The sequence below is a fragment of the Anaerotruncus sp. 1XD42-93 genome (assembly GCF_009917605.1).
GTDB lineage: Bacteria > Bacillota > Clostridia > Oscillospirales > Ruminococcaceae > Anaerotruncus.
The window spans coordinates 24,832-46,652 of sequence record NZ_QZEG01000003.1 but is presented as its reverse complement, the minus strand read 5'-3'; the positions used below and the strand labels follow the sequence as shown (position 1 = coordinate 46,652).

General features: G+C 54.1%; 26 protein-coding genes. 19 read left to right on the top strand and 7 right to left on the bottom strand.

Going from position 1 to position 21,821, the window contains the following annotated elements:
- Nucleotides 1-14: 14 nt before the first annotated feature.
- Nucleotides 15-1,130, top strand: a complete 1,116-nt coding sequence (murG, locus tag D5269_RS01965) for an undecaprenyldiphospho-muramoylpentapeptide beta-N-acetylglucosaminyltransferase (RefSeq protein ID WP_016316155.1) — start codon at nt 15-17, stop codon at nt 1,128-1,130.
- A gap of 100 nt (nt 1,131-1,230) precedes the next feature.
- Here murG and D5269_RS01960 read toward each other — a convergent pair whose 3' ends face one another.
- The 6 genes from D5269_RS01960 to D5269_RS01935 form a co-directional block, all read right to left on the bottom strand.
- Complete coding sequence (locus D5269_RS01960; RefSeq protein WP_120481919.1) at nt 1,231-2,109, bottom strand: hypothetical protein; 879 nt, start codon at nt 2,107-2,109, stop codon at nt 1,231-1,233.
- A 48-nt stretch (nt 2,110-2,157) separates the two neighbouring features.
- On the bottom strand, nt 2,158-2,946 hold the full coding sequence (locus D5269_RS01955) for a sulfite exporter TauE/SafE family protein (protein ID WP_016316157.1): 789 nt from the start codon (nt 2,944-2,946) through the stop codon (nt 2,158-2,160).
- A 97-nt stretch (nt 2,947-3,043) separates the two neighbouring features.
- Nucleotides 3,044-3,520, bottom strand: a complete 477-nt coding sequence (locus tag D5269_RS01950) for a DUF4358 domain-containing protein (RefSeq protein WP_120481917.1) — start codon at nt 3,518-3,520, stop codon at nt 3,044-3,046.
- Between the two features lie 15 nt (nt 3,521-3,535).
- Entirely contained in the window at nt 3,536-4,495 is a 960-nt protein-coding gene (locus D5269_RS01945) for a GDSL-type esterase/lipase family protein (protein ID WP_120481916.1), read from the bottom strand.
- Nucleotides 4,496-4,908: 413 nt separating this feature from the next.
- Nucleotides 4,909-5,301 (bottom strand): DUF1284 domain-containing protein, encoded by a 393-nt coding sequence (locus D5269_RS01940; protein ID WP_120481914.1) that lies wholly within the window; start codon nt 5,299-5,301, stop codon nt 4,909-4,911.
- Nucleotides 5,291-5,842, bottom strand: a complete 552-nt coding sequence (locus tag D5269_RS01935; RefSeq protein WP_120482014.1) for a biotin transporter BioY — start codon at nt 5,840-5,842, stop codon at nt 5,291-5,293. Before D5269_RS01935 ends, D5269_RS01940 begins: the two co-directional genes overlap by 11 nt.
- 239 nt (nt 5,843-6,081) lie before the next feature.
- On the opposite strand from D5269_RS01935, the gene recA reads away from it, so the two are divergent.
- The 7 genes from recA to cysS all read left to right on the top strand — a co-directional run bounded on the left by recA (nt 6,082) and on the right by cysS (nt 13,035).
- Entirely contained in the window at nt 6,082-7,260 is a 1,179-nt protein-coding gene (recA, locus tag D5269_RS01930) for a recombinase RecA (RefSeq protein ID WP_120481912.1), read from the top strand.
- A 3-nt stretch (nt 7,261-7,263) separates the two neighbouring features.
- Nucleotides 7,264-7,869, top strand: coding sequence for a regulatory protein RecX (locus D5269_RS01925; protein WP_120481911.1), 606 nt, complete (start codon nt 7,264-7,266; stop codon nt 7,867-7,869).
- Nucleotides 7,870-7,895: 26 nt separating this feature from the next.
- Complete coding sequence (locus D5269_RS01920; protein WP_120481909.1) at nt 7,896-8,522, top strand: hypothetical protein; 627 nt, start codon at nt 7,896-7,898, stop codon at nt 8,520-8,522.
- Nucleotides 8,523-8,549: 27 nt separating this feature from the next.
- Nucleotides 8,550-9,884 carry a 30S ribosomal protein S12 methylthiotransferase RimO gene (rimO, locus tag D5269_RS01915; protein WP_120481907.1) on the top strand — a complete coding sequence of 445 codons (1,335 nt, stop codon included), beginning with the start codon at nt 8,550-8,552 and terminating at the stop codon, nt 9,882-9,884.
- On the top strand, nt 9,881-10,459 hold the full coding sequence (gene pgsA / locus D5269_RS01910) for a CDP-diacylglycerol--glycerol-3-phosphate 3-phosphatidyltransferase (RefSeq protein ID WP_120481905.1): 579 nt from the start codon (nt 9,881-9,883) through the stop codon (nt 10,457-10,459). The genes rimO and pgsA overlap by 4 nt, the downstream gene beginning before the upstream one ends.
- 369 nt (nt 10,460-10,828) lie before the next feature.
- A complete protein-coding gene (gene cysE / locus D5269_RS01905) occupies nt 10,829-11,518 on the top strand; it encodes a serine O-acetyltransferase (protein WP_016316166.1) in 690 nt (229 codons plus the stop codon).
- A gap of 122 nt (nt 11,519-11,640) precedes the next feature.
- A complete protein-coding gene (cysS, locus tag D5269_RS01900; RefSeq protein ID WP_016316167.1) occupies nt 11,641-13,035 on the top strand; it encodes a cysteine--tRNA ligase in 1,395 nt (464 codons plus the stop codon).
- Between the two features lie 39 nt (nt 13,036-13,074).
- Here cysS and D5269_RS01895 read toward each other — a convergent pair whose 3' ends face one another.
- A complete protein-coding gene (locus tag D5269_RS01895) occupies nt 13,075-13,989 on the bottom strand; it encodes an AraC family transcriptional regulator (protein ID WP_120481903.1) in 915 nt (304 codons plus the stop codon).
- A 108-nt stretch (nt 13,990-14,097) separates the two neighbouring features.
- On the opposite strand from D5269_RS01895, the gene D5269_RS01890 reads away from it, so the two are divergent.
- The 11 genes from D5269_RS01890 (at nt 14,098) to D5269_RS01840 (ending at nt 21,812) form a co-directional block, all read left to right on the top strand.
- Nucleotides 14,098-15,267, top strand: a complete 1,170-nt coding sequence (locus D5269_RS01890; RefSeq protein ID WP_120481901.1) for an MFS transporter — start codon at nt 14,098-14,100, stop codon at nt 15,265-15,267.
- Nucleotides 15,268-15,351: 84 nt separating this feature from the next.
- Nucleotides 15,352-16,140, top strand: coding sequence for a TraX family protein (locus D5269_RS01885; protein ID WP_016316170.1), 789 nt, complete (start codon nt 15,352-15,354; stop codon nt 16,138-16,140).
- 209 nt (nt 16,141-16,349) lie between these two features.
- Nucleotides 16,350-16,718 carry a DUF4180 domain-containing protein gene (locus tag D5269_RS01880; protein ID WP_256374341.1) on the top strand — a complete coding sequence of 123 codons (369 nt, stop codon included), beginning with the start codon at nt 16,350-16,352 and terminating at the stop codon, nt 16,716-16,718.
- 238 nt (nt 16,719-16,956) lie between these two features.
- Nucleotides 16,957-17,898 (top strand): ATPase, T2SS/T4P/T4SS family, encoded by a 942-nt coding sequence (locus tag D5269_RS01875; RefSeq protein ID WP_016316172.1) that lies wholly within the window; start codon nt 16,957-16,959, stop codon nt 17,896-17,898.
- Nucleotides 17,895-18,413 carry a stage III sporulation protein AB gene (locus tag D5269_RS01870; RefSeq protein ID WP_016316173.1) on the top strand — a complete coding sequence of 173 codons (519 nt, stop codon included), beginning with the start codon at nt 17,895-17,897 and terminating at the stop codon, nt 18,411-18,413. The genes D5269_RS01875 and D5269_RS01870 overlap by 4 nt, the downstream gene beginning before the upstream one ends.
- 13 nt (nt 18,414-18,426) lie before the next feature.
- On the top strand, nt 18,427-18,624 hold the full coding sequence (gene spoIIIAC / locus D5269_RS01865) for a stage III sporulation protein AC (RefSeq protein ID WP_016316174.1): 198 nt from the start codon (nt 18,427-18,429) through the stop codon (nt 18,622-18,624).
- Nucleotides 18,624-19,010: a stage III sporulation AC/AD family protein gene (locus D5269_RS01860; RefSeq protein ID WP_016316175.1), complete on the top strand. Its 387-nt coding sequence runs from the start codon at nt 18,624-18,626 to the stop codon at nt 19,008-19,010. The genes spoIIIAC and D5269_RS01860 overlap by 1 nt, the downstream gene beginning before the upstream one ends.
- A gap of 11 nt (nt 19,011-19,021) precedes the next feature.
- Entirely contained in the window at nt 19,022-20,173 is a 1,152-nt protein-coding gene (locus tag D5269_RS01855; RefSeq protein WP_120481899.1) for a hypothetical protein, read from the top strand.
- 6 nt (nt 20,174-20,179) lie between these two features.
- Nucleotides 20,180-20,665: a stage III sporulation protein AF gene (locus D5269_RS01850; RefSeq protein WP_016316177.1), complete on the top strand. Its 486-nt coding sequence runs from the start codon at nt 20,180-20,182 to the stop codon at nt 20,663-20,665.
- A 4-nt stretch (nt 20,666-20,669) separates the two neighbouring features.
- Entirely contained in the window at nt 20,670-21,245 is a 576-nt protein-coding gene (locus tag D5269_RS01845) for a stage III sporulation protein AG (protein ID WP_016316178.1), read from the top strand.
- Between the two features lie 21 nt (nt 21,246-21,266).
- The gene (locus D5269_RS01840; RefSeq protein ID WP_120481897.1) at nt 21,267-21,812 is read left to right on the top strand and encodes a SpoIIIAH-like family protein; all 546 of its coding nucleotides are present in this window, start codon (nt 21,267-21,269) and stop codon (nt 21,810-21,812) included.
- Nucleotides 21,813-21,821 lie beyond the last annotated feature (9 nt).

Below are 21,821 nucleotides of genomic sequence, written 5' to 3'. Positions count from 1 at the left end.
AGGGGACGGAAGGTATGAGAATCTTATTTGCCTGCGGCGGTACCGCAGGGCATATCAATCCCGCGATTGCGGCGGCGGGATATCTAAAGGCGAGGCATCCGGAGGCGGAAATTTTGTTTGCGGGCAATCCCAAGGGAATGGAGGCGCGGCTGGTTCCAAACGCGGGGTTCGCGTTTGCGCCGATCGAGATCATGGGATTCCAGCGTCAGCTCAACTGGTTCAATATCCGCTATAACATCCGGTCAATCGGTTGTCTTGCGCTCTCGTGGGGACGCTCACGCAGGCTGATCCGATCGTTTGCGCCGGATGTGATCGTCGGCACAGGAGGGTATGTCAGCGGGCCGATCCTGCGGGAAGGGGCGAAGCTGGGAATCCGGACTCTGACCCACGAATCCAACGCCTTTCCTGGCGTGACAACCAAGCTGCTCGCACGTACCGCCGACAAAGTGCTGATTTCTGTCGAGGAAGCCAAGCGGTTTCTGCCGCAGGGCAGGGAATATATTGTTACCGGCAACCCGGTGCGGGAACAGATTCTGTTTGCCAGCCGGGAAAAGGCCCGCGCGAAACTGGGGATTGGGCCAGAGAAAATCTGTGTGGTGTCGTTTGGGGGAAGCCTCGGCGCCCGACGGATCAACGAAGCGATCGCTGGATTGATGGCGTGGGAACAGAAGCGCGGCGATATCTACCACATTCATGCAACCGGCTCCTATGAGAAGGATCGGTTTCCTGGTCTGCTGGAGGCCGAAGGCGTGAAACCCTCCGATGATCTGGATGTGAGGGAGTACATCAACGATATGCCAGACTGCCTCGCGGCGGCTGACCTGGTGATTTCCCGTTCGGGGGCTATGACCCTTTCGGAGTTGGAGGCAAGCGGAACCGCCTCGATCCTGATTCCATCCCCAAATGTGGCGGAGAACCATCAGTACCATAATGCGATGGTGCTCGCGGAGCATGATGCAGCGGTTGTGATCGAGGAAAAGGACCTGACCCCCGCCCTTCTGCGGGAGACAGCGCAAAAGCTCTGTGCAGATTCAGAAACGCTCAAACGCCTGGGGCGAAATGCGCAGGCGATGGCGATTATCGACGCAAATGAACGGATTTATCAGGAAATTTTGAGCCTGACCCGTTGAGAATCTGCTTGATGTATTAAAAATGGGAAAAATCACGGACTGAAAAATCCCTCCTGGTGCCGGATGATCGACACCAGGAGGGATTTCTAATCTGATCTTGTTATTGTGCAGTGACTGGCAGTTTCTGATTTCCCGAAAAAACCTCAATTGCAGTATAGGAACCAGGTGCTTTGCAACGGAGAACCGTCGGTCCTTTGCCTTGGAAAGAGGTGCTGTCGAGCAGGTTAAACCGGATCGAGTTACCCTGCGCTTCGATTGTCCAACCGAGCCGTTTCTCGCTGTTGCAACAAATCCAGAAATCGGCGCTCCCGTCCTCCAGAACAGTCCGTTTTACAAAGACCGCACCAGAATCAGGCTTTCCAGAGAGCCAGTCGGTCAGTTCCTGCGGGCGCTGCTCCGCCGGATCGAGCAGGTCGGTGGAGGTAATTCCACCGGCAATGGTTGTAGTTGCATCAAAGGTGATATACTTTACGTCGTCTCCATTCGCGGGTACAAAAGAGGGAGCCTTTTCTGTATCAGACGCATATTGCAGGTCATCATTGGTATACACATCATAGAGATCCGCTTTTAATGCATCAGGCATCGGTGCGATCCCCACAACCTTTCCGCCTTCCCCCTTGACTGTCACCAAAAAGAGCGCGTTGTCATCCAAGCTTTTGTCAAAATAGCCAATATTAAACGCATTTGGTTCGCCATTGCTATGGAAATCTACAAATGCCTTGACCGGCTGTCCATTGTAGAGAACTTGATCAAGCTGAGAATCGTAGATAACCCCATAGACACGGAATTGTTCAAACTGTTCAGACAGGCTGCGCTGACGTGAAGCAGGGTGTGGACTGGAAGCGGCTATCCCCGGAATTGATGGACCTCTTACAGCTGCAACCCCATCTGAAACAGGTACGGCATACACAGACACCCCGACAGCAAAAGACAGAGAGACCGAAACAAGCAGAGGAACCATCCGTCCGATTTTTTTCATTGTTGAAATCATCCTTTCCAAATATTTGATGGGATCACCTGATCCGAATTATCCAAGGTAGCAGATGGTATTATAGATACAGATGCCGATGATGACAACCATCAGCCCGATAAACAGACGATCGACCGCTTTGGCATCAATCCTGCGGTTGATCCTGCCGCCACAGATGCCGCCTGCAAAGCCGCCCGCGACCATCAAAAGCAGGAGGAACAGGCTGAATTGTGGGAGCTGGCCGGTCAGAAGCGTACTGGCGAGACTTGTGAGTTGAGAAAAGAGGATCACATAAAGCGAGTTTTGCGCAGCAGTTTTGGTATCCATTGAGAAAAAGTAGGAGAGAACCACCAAATTGATCGGACCGCCGCCAATCCCCAGAAACGAGGACATGACTCCCAGAACAAGGCCGATCGCCGTACAGATGATGGTTCCATCCATTTGATGGGTGGAGATGTTGTTTTTATACAGGGTATAAATCAAGGTGCCGACAGTGATCACCAACAGACAGATCGACTGCACCGCCCCAACTTTGTTGGGGTCAGGGAATAGCCCGGCAACCTGCTGAAACAGCTCTTTGCCGAGGATTCCACCGATTGCCGCACCGATTGCGAGCGGAGTACCTGTCCGAAGATCAATCAGCGATTTCTGCCCACCATGCTTAGAGCGGAAAACCGAGATCGCTGACATCGAAAGAACAGTGCATCCGGACAAGAAGCTGATTGCCGCTACATCGAGAAGCTGGAATGCGTCGAGTGCGGGCTTGATAATCACCCCGCCGCCAATCCCGCATATAGCGCCTATAATCGAGGCTCCAAAGCTAATCAGAAAAAATAAAAACTGCAATTTCCGCTGTCCTCCAAGTTCCTACGATTGTAGACGGTCGTTCACTTATAAAAATGCGGAAAACAGAACAGCCGTTACCGGGCTGTTCTGCCCCGGTTCAAAACTGTGCCTGGAACAGTTCCTCTACTTTTGAAGTGTCATCAGCCATCACGAGGATGACATAGCTGCCGTTGGTGTAGACTGCCGCATTGTTGATCTTGGCCATCTCGGCAGGGACGTAATTTTCATACGCGATCTTTTGATCTTCGATCCGCTCGTTGATGGCATCCTGTACCATACCGACGTCAGCAGCATCCTTGACTTTAAAGACGCTGACCTCCTCGGCGGTAGCTCGGGTTGCACTTGTCCGCACAGTTTTTTCCGCGAGCTTTTCCTCATCGAGGTTATAAATATTTGCAACCATCTTGTCCTCAAGGGTCATCAATTCATCCTTGAAGGTGAGCTGGGAAGCTACCGCCTCCACCACATCGGCGGTAGCAGGCTGTTTTCCGCTCTGATCGGAGGATTTTCCGCCGCAGGCGGCCAGCGAAAGGCAGGTGATAATAGCAAGGGCAATAACGAACAGTTTTTTCATCTTTTTTCTGACTCCTTAATTCTGTGATTCTGCGCCGCTGTTCTCCGGTTCGGATGCGGAAACGTTCGTAGTGGAAGCGGCTGCTGGCCCACCTGGAACGGAAACAGTGTGCTGCTTGAGATAATCGAACCATTTATTATAGTATTCCGGACCAAAATGCATCCCGTCGGCAGGAGAAGCCGCATCCGGGAGCATCCCATTTTCGTCCTTCATACATTCCGCTACATTCAAATAGTAGACCTGTTTTTCCCCGCAGAGGGTGAGCAGTGCCTGATTAAATTCGTCGATCCGGTTGTTATCCATATTATAATTATTGTTCCGGGTCACCGGCAGAATCGACTGCACATAGATCAGCGCATCCGGCTGAAGCTCCCTCACATCATCGAGAAAACTGGAATACCGCTCGATAAAACGGGACTTCTCAACATCGCGCACCTCGTTTCCGCCAAGCAGGATGTAAACCTTGCGGAATTGTGCCTGTTTGAGCCCATCCATAATCGCAATGCGGGAACCATCCTCCTGCTTGACATACGGCTCGGTATAGATGCTGCTGAGGTTGGCCCCTGTACCGGCGAGTACGGTAGTTCCATCCATTACACCGTAAAGCTCGATTCCAGTGCTGATCGAATCCCCAACAAAAACTGCATCATTAAAGTAGTTGCTGGATACCCAGTCGGACGCAGGGACAGCCCCCTCAAAAACCGGGATTTCCGGCTCGGGTTCCGGTTTCGGCGCTGAGGCGGGTTCCGGTTCGTCGTCACTGGATTCCTCTTTCTCCTCCGGTTCCGACGAGGAGGAGCGCAGACGCTGACGGGATGCGTCGGAAGATGCGTTCTCGCCTTGCGCACCGGCCGAGATCTGCCAGACACCGGCGATCAGAAGGGAAAGGAGCAACGCAAAGACAAGCATAATCAGAACCGGAATCAGGTTGCTTTTTTTCCTCCGGCTCACTTTCATCGGTTTATTCATAGCCATAATCTTCATCTTCTCCTGAGGCAAGCAAATGCCTAAAAGCGTTTACATAGAATCGCTTTTGTATGTGTTAATTTCACCATACAAAAATTTCAGCAAAAATATTATACAATTTTCCTGTAGAAATGTAAAGTAAAAGATCAAGCAACGGGAAAAAAAGACATATACAAACAGTTATAAACACTTTCCACTGAGTTTTCCACAATAGAATCCCCGCAAAAGACGGGAATTCCACCAGTTTCCCAGTATCCTTTTCACCGTTTATCCACATAAAAAATGGATGTTTATGGATTAAAATTTACAATGATTTCTATTTCCTGGAGTTGTTTTAAGAATTTATACGCTGGGTGATTGTTTTAGGCAAGCAGACAGATAAAAAAGCGATATTCCCTGCCAAAGGGAATATCGCTGTCTATTTATAGCGTAAGTGGTTCACAGAGGGCATACCACTGACATCCGCTGCAAACTTCCGGAAACTGGCCAGCCTGTATGATCCGCTCTTCGACCAGCTGGGAAAACGTTTTCCAAGTAAGCGAGCTCCCGTCTGCAAGACCGCAGAAAGAGAGTACAGCTGCATCGTAGGCTGCGACCTTCTCTTCTGAGACACAGCCAGCTCCCCGGCGGTGCGGGCAGGCGGCGCAAAGAAAGTCCGCACGAGAATGGAGGATCACCGGCTGTTCCGGAGATTCCTGAAGTTCACTGACCAAGCCGGTCATCCGCCGGGTGAACGCTTCGCTGTATCCATGCCCGCTGAAATGCCGCAGGCAAAGCCCGTGATGCGGCCGCAGCGGGATTCGATCAGTTCTCAAGGTTCCACCCCGAAGCGGCAAGCGGTTTGCGCAGCCCCTGCACCAACCATGCAGCGCCGAGAATCTTCAGCGCGTCGCCGGGCAGAAACGGCAGCACGCACATCCCGAGCGCAGCAACCAGCCCTTTTCCGGTCAGCATCATGAACCATACGGTTCCAAACGCATAGCAGGCGGCCACGCCGATCACCATAGCGATACACAGCTTACGGAAACTGCGTCCCCAGCGCTCGCAGATCAGCCCAACCAGAAATGCTGCGACCAGATAGCCAACGATGTAACCACCGGTTGGCCCGGTGATGATGCCCATGCCACCGCTGAATCCCTGAAAGACCGGCAGGCCGAATGCGCCGAGCAGGACAAAGGCAAGCTGGCTGAACAGCCCGAACTTTGCGCCAAGCAGTGCTCCCGAGAGATGGACTGCAAAGAGCGCAAGATTGATCGGAATGGGAGGAATTGGAATGGCGATCTGGGAACAGATTGCGGTGAGTGCGGCTAACATGGCACAAACCGCAATTTTTTTTGTGCTGATGGCAGTTGACATGGTGGACACCTCCTGAATTGTAAACCAATACTTCAAAATTTGGTTTACATTCAGGATAACCAGTTTTTCGCCAAATGTCAAGTAAAATTTTAGGAACATATGTTTGCAAATCTGCTTGCTTTTTTAGATGTGATCCTGTATAATGGGTTCTGTAAAATCAACCATACGGCAGATTTGTGGGACTGCTGTTTTTTCAACAGATGAAAAACAAACTATCCGGGTAATGGAGGAGAGACACAATGGCAGAAAAAAAGGCAGCACCGGTTACAGAACGCAGGAGCAATGTTTCGGCGGAGGAGAAGGCGAAAGCTCTGGAGACCGCCCTCAGCCAGATCGAAAAGCAGTTCGGCAAGGGCGCGGTAATGAAGCTCGGGCAGGACAGCACTCTGAACGTGGAGGCGATCTCGACCGGTTCATTGTCGCTCGACATCGCGCTCGGAATCGGAGGCGTGCCCAAAGGCCGCATCATTGAAATCTACGGTCCGGAAAGCTCGGGCAAAACGACAGTGGCGCTCCATGTTGCGGCACAGGCGCAGAAGGCGGGCGGCGCGGCGGTCTTTATTGACGTGGAGCACGCGCTTGATCCGGTCTATGCGCAGGCGCTCGGCGTGGATATCGACTCTCTGCTTGTCTCCCAGCCGGACACCGGTGAGCAGGCGCTCGAGATCGCCGAGGCGCTCGTTCGATCCGGCGCGGTCGATGTCGTGGTGGTCGACTCGGTCGCCGCGATGGTCACCAAGGCTGAGATCGAAGGGGAGATGGGGGACAGCCATGTCGGTGTGCAGGCCCGCCTGATGTCGCAGGCGCTGCGTAAGCTCACCGGCGCGATCGGCAAATCCAACTGCATCGTGATCTTCATCAACCAGCTCCGTGAAAAGATCGGCGTGATGTACGGTAACCCCGAGACGACCCCCGGCGGTCGGGCGCTCAAATTTTATGCGTCGGTGCGCCTGGACGTGCGCCGGACCGAAACCCTCAAATCCGGTACCGAGATGATCGGCAGCCGTACCCGGGTGAAGGTGGTTAAAAACAAGGTGTCGCCACCGTTCAAGGAGGCAGAATTCGACATCATGTATGGCACCGGCATCTCGAAAGAGGGGGAGATCCTCGATCTGGGCGCCAAGCTCGAGATCGTTGACAAGAGCGGTTCCTGGTTCAACTATGGGGACGTCCGGCTCGGTCAGGGGCGCGACAATGCAAAAGAGTTCCTCAAAGCCAATCCGGAGGTCGCTGCGGAGATCGAAGCACAGGTGCGCGCCAATGCGGACAAACTGCTCAAATCCAACCGGACAGCGGGCAAAAAGCCGGTGAAGGTCGGCGCAAAGGTGGCGACCGAGGAACCGGTGGAGGCTGATGCCTCGGCGGAGCCGGCAAAATCGTCTGCCAAGAAAGTCAACATTGATGTGGAGACCGATTAAGCGATGCGGATTACAGATGTGAGGACGACCAAACGCGGGCGGGTTGCCCTTTATGTTGAAGGGGAGTTCCTGTTGAGTATGCACCCGGATGTGTTTGCAGTGTCGGGACTGTCGGTCGGTTCAGAGGTGGATACAGAATCCCTAGAGACGCTCTCCGCCGAAGCCGAACTGAAAAAAGCGAAGGAGAAGGCGCTCAATCTGCTGTCCTACAAAGAATATACCACGAAACAGCTCACCGACCGCCTTAAACGCCACACTGACGAAGAATCAGCAGAACAGGCGGTCGCGCGGATGGAGGAGCTGGGACTGCTGGACGATGACGATTATGCCGAGCGGTTTGCCCGCGACCTTTCGGAACGGAAAAAGTTCGGGATTCTGCGGATTCGGCAGGAGATGCGGCAGCGTGGCCTGACCAGCGAGCAGATCGAATATGCCACCTCGCTGCTTCGGTCCGACCCGGAGGAGAAGATGCGGGAGATCATCGCGCGTAAATATCCGCTTGCCTATGAGGACGAAAAGGTTCGGCGGAGGGCGTTCTCCGCGTTGATGCGGATGGGGTATCCAGCGGCAGAGGTGCGCCGTGTGCTCACCGTAAGTGAGTATGATTGATTCCAGGAAAAGGAGGTTCTCTCTGAATGAAGCGGTGGATGGCAGTGGTATGCTGCCTGTTGATACTGGCCTGCGCCGGCTGCGGCAAAACGCAGCAGACGCAGAAGATGTACCTGCAAACAGCGGAGCTGACCGAGCAGGAAACAGCAATTTTACAGCTTGCAGGCGCGGACCTCAACGAGAAGATTTACGATTTCCGGGCGGATGCGTCCCTGCAGTCGGTCAGGCTGTGCCTCTATCGCTTGCAGGACAGGAGATGGGAACAGGTCAGTGACGGGGTAAGGGCGTTTCAGCAGGATGGCGGACGGATTGCAATATCGTTCGATGATCTTGGAGCGGGGCATCGGTTCGCACTTCAGGGGAAGGATGCCTTTTCCGCAACCGCCCATCGGTCGAATGCGCCGCCCGACCGTACGGGGACACAGATGGTTACGTCATGGCTGAGCGGATGTCAGGAGCTGCGCTATGAAGAGGAAATTCCGCTGGTCCTCCAGGTCTGCACAGCAAAGGATGAGGTGCGTTCTTACGATACTTCCTGCTTTTTTCAGCCAGAAGTATTTGAGGACTATGAGTTTGTCTATGCAGTGACAGCGATGTTCAGCCGGCAGACGGTCGAGGAGAACGGCCAGGAACGAGAAGGTCTTGCCGGTTGATCGAATCAAGAGAAAGTGAAGGTGCCTATGGCAGTCAAGATTGGAATGGTGTCGCTCGGATGCTCGAAAAATCAGGTGGATGCGGAACTTCTGCTCGCCCTGATCGTCGAGGGTGGTTACGAGATCAGCGCAGATGCGTCCGAATGCGATGTGGTGATTATCAACACCTGTGGGTTTATCGAGGAGGCAAAACGGGAAAGTATCGAAACGATTCTGGAGTTCTGCCAGATGAAGGAAGAAGGGCAGGTTAAGGCGGTTGTGGTGACCGGCTGTCTCGCTGAACGGTATCGTGAGGAGGTCTCGGTCGAGATCCCCGAGGCGGATGTGGTGCTCGGGATCGGCAAAAACAAAGAGATTTTGCAGGCGATCCGCGATGCGCTCGACGGCAAAAAGACGGTCGCGTTTGGGGATAAGTATGCCTTGCCGCTTGAGGGGCCGCGTATCCTTGCGAACGCCCCGTATTTTGCCTATCTCAAGGTTGCGGACGGGTGCGACAACCGCTGCTCTTATTGTGCAATCCCTCTGATCCGCGGCGGATTCCGCTCGCGTCCGGTTGAGAAAGTGGTCGAAGAGGCGAAACGTCTCGCGGATGCCGGAGTCACCGAACTGAACGTTGTCGCGCAGGATACCACCCGTTATGGCGAGGACCTCTATGGCAGGCCCGCTCTGCCGGAACTGCTTGAGCAGCTTTGCAGGGTCGACGGAATCCGCTGGGTCCGCATCCTCTACTGCTATCCCGATCGGATCACCGACCAGCTGCTCGAGGTGATGGCGCGGGAGGAAAAAATCGTCAAATATATGGACATACCGATCCAGCATGTCAGCGGGCGGCTGCTCAAGCTGATGAACCGCCGCGGGGATGCGGGTTCGCTCACCGCGCTGATGCGGAAAATCCGGGAACGGGTGCCTGGGGTAGTCCTGCGCACCACCCTGATTACTGGATTCCCGACCGAAAGCGAGGTAGATTTTTCCGAGCTTTGCACCTTCATCCGCGAGGTAAAGTTCGAGCGGCTCGGCTGTTTCCCCTATTCGGCGGAGGAGGATACTCCCGCAGCCGAGATGGACGGGCAGATCGACGAGGAGAAAAAGCGCCACCGCGCAGAGGTTGTGATGGAGGAGCAATATCGGGTGCTTGAGGCGTTTAACGCTTCACAGATCGGCAGGCGGTTGACTGTACTGGTCGAGGGGCGTGCCCGGGACGGGCTGTGGTACGGCCGCAGCTATATGGATGCGCCCGACATCGACACAAAGGTATTTTTCACCGGCCCGGCAGACTGCCCGTCCGGCAGTTACGTTGCTGTGGAGATCACCGGGACCGAGGAATATGACCTGCTGGGCAGGATGCTGGAGGTGGAAGCATGAATCTGCCGAACAGGCTCACAGTGATGCGCATGGCGCTGATCCCTTTTTTCCTGATTTTTATGCTTTGTGATGGGATTCCCCACCGATATCTGATCGCTGCCGCAATTTTTGGGGCGGCGTCGTTTACCGACTATCTGGACGGCCATATTGCCCGGCGGGACGGGCTGGTTACCAACTTTGGCAAGCTGATGGACCCGCTTGCCGACAAGCTGCTGGTCTTTTCCGCATTGATCTGTTTTCTGGAAACCGGGCGCGCCTCGACGCTCGGGACGTTCATCATCCTTGCGCGGGAGTTTCTGGTCACTTCGGTACGGCTGATCGCTGCCGAACAGGGCAGGGTGATCGCTGCCGATCGGTACGGCAAGCTCAAAACAGTCATGCAGATTGTCTGGGTGCTCTACGCGCTCCTTTCGATGTGGGTGGTTTTTGATCTGCTGCCGCCCTCGCCCGCTTCCTATTCACCGGCATTCTTTTTTGGGGATGTTGTTTTACAGCTGATCGTGGTCATTCTGACGGTATTTTCAGGATGGAATTATGTCTGGAAGAACCGGGACCTGCTTTCCGATCTGAAATAAATGCTTGCATCCGGGGCACAAATATGGTATCCTGTGCATAGACTTAGATGGAACAAATGCATAGAACGGGAGAAGTACCCGCAGGATTTCCGCAGCAGAGAGGACGCGTCACCGGCTGAAAGCGTGTCCGGCGGGATTGCGGCGAAATGCACCCGCGAGCAGGCCGTCCCAACGGGATTCCCCAAGTATGGCGGCACGTTTCCCGCGTTAAGGGTAAAGGGCTGAATCTGCGTCTGAAAAGGCCGGAAGCAGGCCCTGAGTAATAAATCGGAGTGGAACCGCGGAAACCTAACCGCCTTCGTCTGGATCAATGCCGGACGAAGGCTTTTTTGTGCCGTGTTCCACAGACGAAAACAGGAGGTCTGTTTGATGTTTCAATCGCTTAAAAAGGATATTGCCGCAGTCAAGGAGCGCGATCCAGCCGCCCGCAGCAGCCTGGAAACACTGCTGATTTCGAGCGGCCTGCATGCGATCATGCTGCATCGACCGGCGCACTGGCTTTATCAGCATGAATGCTATCTCTCCGCGCGGATGATTAGCCAGTTCGCCCGATTTCTGACTGGCATTGAGATCCATCCCGGCGCAAAGATAGGCAGAGGTGTGCTGATTGACCACGGTTCGGGCGTGGTGATCGGAGAGACTGCCGAGGTCGGTGATGGCTGTACAATCTATCAGGGGGTTACGCTCGGCGGAACCGGCAAGGAGAAGGGAAAACGGCATCCGACATTGGGAAAAAATGTTACCGTCGGCAGCGGTGCCAAAATCCTCGGACCGTTCAAGGTAGGTGACGGCGCAAAGGTCGCGTCCAACGCAGTGGTACTTGAGTCTCTCCCGCCACAGGCTACAGCGGTCGGCGTGCCTGCGCGGGTGGTGCGGATCGGTGGCCGCAGGCCGACCGGGCAGCTTGATCATGTGCATATCCCGGACCCGGTTGCGCAGGAAATCTGTAAGCTGAATATCCAGATCAGTCGGATGGAAAAGCGTCTGCGCGAGCTGGAAAAGACGCAGGAACCATCCGGATCGGGGCCTTTTTCCCAGTCTGCCCGCGAGCCGGCTTAGAGGCTGTTTGCTATTGAACTTACCGCATCCGAGGCTATTCTAAATCGGAGAATTTTTGCAGTCTTCTACAACCAATCCCGCACAAGCTGTAACCTATTTTACAAAATAAAGGAGCAATCTGCATGAAAATTTACAACACCCTCACCAGACAGAAAGAGGAGTTCGTCCCTATCGAGCCGGGCAAGGTCAAAATGTACGCCTGCGGCCCGACCGTCTATAACTTTATCCATATTGGCAACGCCCGCCCGATTTGCGTGTTTGATACCCTGCGCCGGTACCTTGAATATCGCGGCTATGACGTGACTTTTGTCCAGAACTTCACCGACATCGACGACAAGCTCATCAACAAAGCCAACGAAGAAGGGATCACCGTTAAGGAGGTTGCGGAGCGGTATATTGGGGAATATCTGACCGACACGGAAGGGCTGGGGATCCGCCCCGCGAATATCCATCCCCGCGCGACCGAAAACATCGACACCATCATCGAGATGGTGCGCATCCTTGAGGAGAAGGGTTATGCCTATGCGCACGAGGGAAGCGTTTATTTCCGTTCCCGCCGGTTCTCCGGATATGGGAAGCTGTCCCACCAGCCGCTGGAAGAACTGGAATCGGGCGCGCGGATCGATGTCAGCGAAGCCAAGGAGGACCCGCTCGATTTTGTCCTTTGGAAAGCCGCAAAGCCGGGCGAGCCGAGCTGGGCCTCCCCGTGGGGGGAGGGTCGTCCGGGCTGGCATATCGAGTGCAGCGCCATGATCCGAAAACATCTCGGGGAGACCATCGACATCCACTGCGGCGGTCAGGACCTGATCTTCCCACATCATGAAAACGAGATTGCTCAAAGCGAGTGCTGCACCGGGGTTGAGTATGTCCATTACTGGATGCACAACGGCTATATCAATGTTGACAACCGGAAGATGAGCAAATCCCTCGGAAACTTTTTCACCACCCGGGAGGTTGCGAACAAATTCGGTTATGAGCCGATCAAATTCATGATGCTTCAGGCGCATTATCGCAGCCCGATCAACTACAGTCTGGAAGTGATCGAACAGTGTAAATCCGCGCTTGAGCGGCTGCACAACTGCCGGAACAATCTGGACTTTGCGCTGAAAAATGCGTTGGATGGGCCCACAGAAGGGGAGGGCGCCTTTCAGGAGCAGCTCGAACGCCGGATTGCCCAGTTTATTGAGGCGATGGACGACGACCTCAATACCGCCGACGGGATCGCTGCACTGTTCGAGATGGCGCGGGACATCAATTCGTTCCTGACAGAACCGCGCTCCAAACAGGCGGTCTCCTGCGCGATTTCCAAATTTGACGAGCTGTGCGGGGTGCTTGGGCTGCTCTATCAACGCGGGTCGGACGATCTGGACAGTGAAGTAGAAGCCCTGATCGAGCAACGGCAGGCGGCACGCAAGGCAAAGAATTTTGCAGAGGCCGACCGCATCCGTGACCAGCTTAACGAGATGGGGATTCTTTTGAAAGATACTCCGCAGGGGGTACAGTGGTCACGCAGATAAGAAAAAGGAGCCTTGAAACGAACAGGAGCCGCAGGGGAGTTATCCTCTGCGGCTGTTGGCTAGTCTGGCCCGGTTACGATATTCGGTCGGCGCAGAGCCTTTCAGCTCACGGAAGGTTCGGGCAAAATAGCTCATATCCTGAAATCCGCATTGTGTGGCGATCTCCGCGATTTTCCAGTCGGTCGTTGCGAGCAGCTCGGCCGCTTTCTGGATGCGGAACTGTTTGAGATATTGGATTGGTGGGACACCAATGGTGTTACGGAAGCAACGCAGGCACTCACTCACGCTTACCCGGGCGCTGGCTGCGATTTGTGCTGTGTCCAGCTCTTCGGGATAATGTTCCTGTATAAACTGAAGCATAGTCTTGATTCGTTCGGCCTCCCGCAGAGACCGCTCGGAAGGAGGGACGGACACTGTCGGGCGGTTGCTGGAGAGCAGAAAAACCAGTTCAGACAGTGCGGTACGGACTGAGAACTCGTATCCGGACGGTTCCTCCATACAAAACTTCCATGCGTTTTCAATAGAGATGACCCCGTTTCGATGCCACTGCGCAGAGCCGTCAAGCAGGACACTCTTGCAGGATAGATTTTCCAGCAAAGGCTGAAGATAGTCCTGCCAGAAGACGCTGTCGATGCTGCCGCCGACCAGCCGGGGATGAAACACCACCGAATGCAGCAGACAACTGGCGTGCCCGGCATTCCACGCCGCGTGCAGCACCCCGGTATTGCAGAAAAAGCCTTCCCCCTGCCGGACTGTAAAACTCTCTGTACCTGCTGTCACAGCCGCCGTTCCCTCAACAACAATGAGCGCCTCCAGTTCATCGTGCCAATGCCATGGGACCGATTCGGTTGTCAGGTCGTCATAATAGCAGGCTACCGGAAACAGAGCAGTCCCATGCAGTTTTAACTCTCTGCCCTGTGGGCTGGTTCTGATATTACATGCTGTCAATGCCATGTGATCCTCCTGTTTGGCGGTTTTCTCCTATAAAACCGGCTGTTTTGTTCTATCTGTCCGCAAATTTTGCTGATATAATGATAGCAAACAGCGAGGAGGAATGCAAGTATGATACATCTGCTTTTAGTGGTGATCTATCTGTCTTTTATCAGTCTTGGCCTGCCGGATGCCCTGCTGGGTTCGGCATGGCCGTCGATGTATGCCGGCTTTGACGTGCCAATCTCTTATGCGGGTGTGATCTCAATGATTATTGCGCTTGGCACCGTTGTGTCCAGCCTGCAAAGCGACCGCCTTTCCCGCAGTCTTGGTACTGGAAAGGTCACAGCGTTCAGTGTGGCGCTCACTGCGGCTGCACTCTTCGGATTTTCGGTCAGCCGATCGTTCTGGATGCTCTGCTTTTGGGCAATACCCTATGGGGTCGGAGCGGGAAGTGTGGACGCTTCCCTCAACAACTATGTTGCCCTGCACTATGCGAGCCGCCATATGAGCTGGCTGCACTGTATGTGGGGGATCGGGGCATCGATCGGGCCGTATATCATGGGATACGCCCTGACTGGCGGGCAGGGCTGGCCTGCTGGATATCGAAGCATAGCAGTACTTCAGGTCGTTCTGACTGCGATTCTGCTGGTCAGCCTGCCGCTTTGGAAAGGGCAGAGGACCGATGCAGGCGCAGGGGAAGCCCCCGACAAGCCGCTCACCCTGCGGGAGATTTTCAGAATCCCTGGCGCGAAAGAGGTGATGATTGCTTTTTTCTGCTACAGCGCGGTAGAACAGACCACTTCACTCTGGGCGAGCAGTTATCTGGCATTGCATGCGGGATTTTCCACAGAACAGGCAGCGGGTTTTGCCAGCCTGTTCTTTATAGGGATTACTGTTGGCCGGGCGTTCAGCGGCTTCCTGACAATCAGGATGGATGATCCGCAGATAATTCGTCTGGGACAGGGAGTGATCGCTGTCGGAATCATCGCTCTGTTGCTCCCGCTGGGGGAATTTTTCACCTTGGTAGGCCTGATTTTGATTGGCCTGGGCTGTGCACCGGTTTTTCCCTGTATCATCCATTCTACACCAGCTCATTTCGGAGCCGATCGTTCACAGGCGGTGATCGGCGTGCAAATGGCGAGCGCATATATTGGAACCTGCGTAATGCCGCCGCTTTTTGGACTGATTGCCAACCACATCAATGTGGCATGGTTTCCGGTTTATCTGATTCTTTCTCTGGCGGTGATGGTGTGGATGCATGAAATGCTGCTGAAAAAGAGCGGACAGAGGCTATCCTGACTGGAATATTCACAATTTGCCGCTTGATTGCCGGAAGGGAATGGAATATACTAGACAGCAGTCAACTGCGAAAAGAGGGGAATTATGGAGCAATATCAAACAGATGGACAGCGGGTCGGGCTGAACGCATGGCAGCTGAAACTGATCGCGATTGTGGCAATGGTGATCGACCATCTTGCTTTCTCGTTTGTTCCGGATGGGACGTTTCTGGCGGTTGCGATGCATTTCATCGGGCGGATCACCGGGCCAACCATGTTTTATTTTGCCGTTGAGGGATACCACCATACCCGTGATCTGAAACGATACATCCTGCGTCTAGTGATTTTCGCAGGAATCAGCTATTTTCCCTTTCTGCTTTTCCATGCAGGCGGCGATGTCGGGAGCCTCAACCCCTTGCGGCTCAATGTTATTTATACCATCCTGTTGGGCGTCCTTGCGGTCACTGTACGCCATCATGTGAAGAATTCTGTGTTGAAATTACTGCTGATTCTGCTGCTGTTCACACTGGGGATGCTGGGGGATTGGGCGATCTATGGTATTATCATCATCCTTGTGTTCGATTTCTATCGAGGCGATTTCCGCAATCAGGCAGTTGGCTACGCGCTGATAACCCTCCTGGGCGTGGGTGTGCTCCGTATTTGGACAAGCCCATTCCAGTCGCTGATCTATTTGGGGGAGTTCAGCCTGAATTTGGAAACCTTCCTGTACTACCTTTCGGATAGCGGTATGTTCCTTGCGCTGTTTCTGCTCAGTCGCTATAACGGCGAGCGCGGCCCGTCGGGCGGATGGCGCAGATGGCTCTTTTATTGGTTCTATCCGGCGCATCTGCTGCTGATTGGCGGAATCCAGTTTCTGATGCTGCGGACGGGATGAGGGATTGTAAAAAGATCTGTAAACTTATCAGGACAGCCAGCAGAAAGAAGAATATTTTCGCTGTGATCCTGTGACGCGGGGGCTGTAAACCGATATTTTTTGCACACAACCAGAGCAGACACAATTAAAAACAAACCGGCGAGCATTTTCCGCCGGTTTGTTTTTAATATGGCAGTATGATGGTCTTAAATGAAAGGAGGTGAAAAATTGTGCGAATCGAGCGAAAAGAGCTTGGGGAAAGTGCAGTAGTCGTAATGGGGTCTGACAAGATTCTACTGTCAGATGCACAATCGGCGGTTGACCTGATTATGTCGGTCCGGTATGAGACTGGATGCAGCCGGATCGCAGTTCCGAAACCGGCGGTCGAGGAGGATTTTTTCCGGTTAAGCAGTGGGATTGCAGGGGAAATCCTGCAAAAATTTATCAACTACCATGCGAAACTGGCGATCATCGGGGATTTTTCCGGGTACACCAGCAAGCCGCTCAAGGATTTCATCTATGAAAGCAACAACGGCAAAGATGTATTTTTTGTCGGGAGCGAGCAGGAGGCGGTAGAACGTCTCACACAGGCAGGATAACAGAGCCTCTCTGCGGAATTTTTCGCAGAGGGGTCTTTTTTAAGGTTCGGGGAAAAGGACCGGCTGATTTATAACTTTCAGAACCAGGCGGAGCAGGATAAGTGCCATTCCTAACATGCAGAAGAGATGCTTCTTTATGGAAAGTGTCCCTTCTGTATTTTTGATAGCAGGATTTTCGGTTCTAAAAAGCTGGACGTGCCAATAGACTGAGAACAGAGAAAAAAAGGACGTGATCGAAATGAAACAGGACGAGCGTTTTGGACATGCGGCAGGGATGCTTGGAGAGCGGGTACGTCAGGTATTGGAACGGATTCCATCGGGGATCGGCGGGACGGTGAGTGAAATTCGCCTGCGGGTCGGCCAACCGCTGGGATTGACTGCATCAGCACACCCTCTGTTTGTGGACGAGCGGGGAGGGGTGTTTTCACAGCCTCCGGCGGATGGCTTTCGAATACGCAGGCAGGATCTTCAGGACTGCTTGGTTAGCCTGTGCGGCTGGGCGGTACATAGCCATCAGCGGGAGATGGCGTCCGGATACATCTCGGTGAAGGGCGGGCATCGTGCGGGCGTTGCGGCAACTGCGGTGGTCGAGGAAGGAAAACTGACAGCGGTCCGGGATGTCACCTCTATCAACCTGAGGGTAGCGCGGGAAATCTTTGGTGCGGCCGATCCAATTATAAAAAAGGGACTTGCCGATCCATTTGGCGGGATTTTGCTGGTCGGGGCACCGGCCAGCGGTAAAACAACCTTACTGCGGGACCTCGCCCGGCAGCTTTCCGAAGGGGAAACTGGCAGATATGTCAAAGTCTGCGTGGTGGACGAAAGCGGTGAGATTGGCGGCGCATCGGGTGGGGAGGTTGGCAACCGGCTTGGACCCTGCTGTGACCTGCTTTCAGGCTATCCAAAGGCGGAAGGGATGCGGACAGCGATCCGGTATCTCTCTCCGCAAGTGATTATCTGCGATGAAGTATCTGCCGCAGATGAAGTGCTTGCGGTTGCGGAGGCGGTGAACAGCGGCGTATCAGTGGTGACTTCGATCCACGCGGGAAGTTTTGAGGAACTGTTTCGTAAGCCGAACTATCGGCGGCTTGCACACACAGGTGCGTTCCGGCAGGCGGTTCTGCTGGAAGGGGCGGACAAACCTTGTCATATTCGGGAAGTCAGGAGGATGGAAAGATGATGCAGACTCTGTTGAAAGCAGGCGGGATGGTTTTGATCCTGTTCTGCACCACATCGATCGGGATGGCGCTGGCGCGTGAACTTTCGCGCCGGGTGGAACAGCTGGAAACAGCGGTGACCATGCTGGATGCATTTGAAGGGGAGCTTTCCTATAGCCTCTCTCCGCCGGACGAGATTGCCGGACGGCTGGAACAGCGGGATTCCCTGTCAGATGCGGCATATCTGCCGCTCTGTTCCTCTCTTTGCAGGCAGGGCGTCCCATTTCCGGAAGCTTGGAAACAGGCGGTGACACACCAACCGGGAAGTCTTTCCGGAGAGGACGCAGGCATCCTGGCGGAGCTTTCGGACACCCTTGGACAGTTTGATCTCGAAACCCAGCTCTCCCAGATTCGGAATATCCGGTCACGGCTCCAGCTCCAGCTGGACGGGGCACGCGTCCGCTGCCAGGGATATGCAAGGCTCTACCGAACGATGGGCCTGCTTTCCGGGGCATTCCTCGTGATCATTCTGATTTAGGGAGGCGGACAGGATGGATGTAGATCTGATCTTTAAAATCGCAGCGATCGGGATTATTGTAGCGGTGCTCAACCAGGTGCTGATCCGGTCGGGACGGGAGGAGCAGGCGATGATGACCACGTTGGCGGGGCTGATCGTTGTACTGATGATGGTGATTGTGCAGATCAATACCCTGTTCGAGACGGTCAAAAACGTATTCGGGCTGTACTGATGGATATGCTGAAAATCACCGGCTTGGCGGTTGTGGCGGTCTCACTGTCGGTGCTGCTGCGTCAAAAGAATCCGGAATATTCCCTGATGCTCTCACTTGCGTCGGGAATCCTCATCATCTCCATGCTGATCAGCTCCGCGTCTCCGCTCTTTGAACGGATCGGGGGCCTGTTGGAAGCGAGCGGGGCGCAGGCAGAGTATGTGCAGATTCTGTTCAAGTCACTGGGGCTTTGCTTTGTGACCCAGATCGCCTGTGACGGATGCCGCGACCTGGGGGAAACGGCGATTGCATCGAAGGTGGAGACAGCAGGAAAGATATCGGTACTGCTGGTCAGCCTGCCGCTGTTCGAACAGGTGCTCTCGATCGTCAATAGTCTGATCGGATAGGGAGGGGTAGAATGAAACGCACGTTTTTTTGTCTGCTGCTCTCGATGGTTCTGGTCTGCTTTTGTGGGATTACACTTTCCGCACAGCAAGCCCCCGAACAGGAGGATGAGGTTTACCGGCAGCAGATGGAAGCATCGGGTGCGGATGAGCTGCTGGACCATGCACCGGAACAGGCGAAGAGCCTGCTGGAAAGGGTAGGGATCGAGGCAGTGGATTATAGAAAGCTGCTTACGCTCTCGCCATCCGATTTTTTCAAGGAGATATGGGGGGCTGTGCGGGAGCGGGTACGGATGCCGCTGACCGTCTTTGGCTCGGTGCTGGGAATCATCCTGCTCTGCTCTCTGCTCGACTGCCTCAGAATTTCCCTGTGGGATGGAACGCTGAACACGGTGTTTACGGCAGTTTCGGTGGTCTGCATTGCGGCGGCGATTGCATCCCCGATCATCGACTGCATCACAACGACCGCTCGTGCGATCGAGGACTGTTCGACCTTCCTTCTATCGTTTATCCCAGTGTTTTCCTCGGTCGTGACGGTGAGCGGACAGCCGGTGACTGCGACCACCTATACGGCATTCCTTTTTATGGCCTGCCAGATTGTTTCACAGATCGTTTCCGGAACGTTGGTTCCGCTCATGGGAATCTATTTGGCGTTTTGCATCACCGGGAGCCTTGCGCCGGGGTTGGACGTTGCTGCGGTTTCCCGCGTCATCAAATCAACCGTGAGCTGGGCGTTGGGGCTTCTGCTGACCCTGTTTGTTGGGCTGCTTTCACTCCAGACAATGGTTGCATCCGGGAGCGATACGGTGGTTTCCAAGACGGCCAAGTTCCTGATCGGAAGTTTCGTTCCAGTGATTGGAGGCGCACTTTCGGATGCGTTCGCAATGACACAGGGGTATATGCGTCTGCTGCGGACGACGGTAGGGGCCTTTGGAATCCTGATCGCCCTGCTGACTTTCCTGCCGGTTTTTCTACAGACAACGGCCTGGTATCTGGCGGTCAACCTGACATCCGCGGTCAGTGAGATGCTGGGGATTAAGCCGATTGCGGAAATTCTGAAAAGCTCTTCCGCAACACTGGGCGTACTGGTTGCGGTGATCCTCTGTTTTACGCTTCTGGTGATTATCTCAACCTCGCTGGTTCTAATGACGTCGATGGGGGTATAAACTGATATGGAGGAGATTCGGCAATGGGCCTTTGGCATCTGCGCTGCTGCGGTCGCCTGCGGGCTGACACAGATGATCCTGCCAAAATCGAGTATGCAGCGGGTGTTTGGGATTACATCGAGTGTCTTTTTTCTGGTATGCCTGCTTTCACCGGTTGCGCTCGTGCCGCTGACCCTCGACATTACCACACAGGAGGAATTTCAGCAGGAGGCGGACCGGCGTGCGGACCGTCTGCGGCTGATGGTAGAGGAACAGCAGAAGGATGCCATATCCGAAAGCGTGCGGCTGGCAGCAGCGGATCTTCTGGAAGATATGGGGGTCGAATATCGGAAAATTTACATAAATGTACATGAGGACGGGGAAGGCGGCATATCTATTAGTGAGTGCGAAGTGGAACTGGATGAAAGCTGGTTTCCGCGCCATCAGGAGATTCGGGAGGCCCTGCTCGACCGTTTGGGGGTAAACGTGCTCATAGGATATAAAAAGGAGTGACCGCATGGATGGGAACAGCAAGTCTGCAGTCTTGCAGAAAAAAGTTACCGCATTTTTCAGAGGAAGAAAACATCAGGCCGTTCTTTTCCTCGGGATAGCGGGGATGCTGATGATCCTGCTTTCTTCCGTACTCCCTAAAAAGCAGTCTGAGCCGATGCAGTCAGGCGGAGAGCTGGACACACAGGTTTACATAGGGCAGTTGGAGGATCGGTTGACCAGGCTGATCGGAAAGATCGAGGGGGTGGGAAGATGCGAGGTGATGATTACCGCTGCCAATGGTGTGGAATATATCTATGCGATCGAAGAGTCACAGAATTCCAACGAAACCAACAGCTACGAGGGGGATGAGATGAAAAAACAGACACAGCAGCAGAACACCGAACAAAAGTATATCGTAATGGATGCGGGCAGCGGAAAAAAAGAAGCGCTGCTGAAAACATGGAAGCAGCCAGCGATTCAGGGGGTGGTGGTGGTCTGCGAGGGCGCGAAGAGCGTTGTTGTGCAGGAGCGGGTGACACAGGCGGTTACTACTGCGCTCGGCATCCCTTACAATAAAGTATGCGTGACAAAAATCAGTTAATAAAGTGAGGAGGAACCCCGTATGAATATGATTATTGGCAAAAAACAGATTATCTTGGCATCGCTCGTGGTAGGGCTTGGACTGGCGGTCTATGTCAACTACCAGTTTGCGCAGGCAGACGGCATGCTCACAGCGACTTCTGCTGTTGAGGAAAGCGATAAAAACTATGGGGACGCACAGCTGGTAGATTCTAAGGACCCATCGGTTGATAGCGACGGGGAAGCCTATTTTGCAGAGGCGAAGGTCACCCGCCAGCGCTCGAGGGACGAATCGGTCGAGACGCTCAAAAATATGATGCAGGATGCCCAGATTGACGCGGATCTGAAGGCGGAGATGGCCCTAAAAGCGACCGAGGTGGCAAAGTCGATCGAAACCGAAGGGAAGATCGAAAATCTGATTAAAGCGAAAGGGTTCGATGACTGCATGGTCTATTATGACACCGAGGGTGTGGATGTTGTGGTCAAGACCGACGGTTTGGAAGCAGCGCAGGTTGCACAGATGAAGGACATCATCCTCAAGGAAACGAGTATTCCCGTGGAGAATATCTCGATCGTCGAGATCAATTAGGGATGTCCC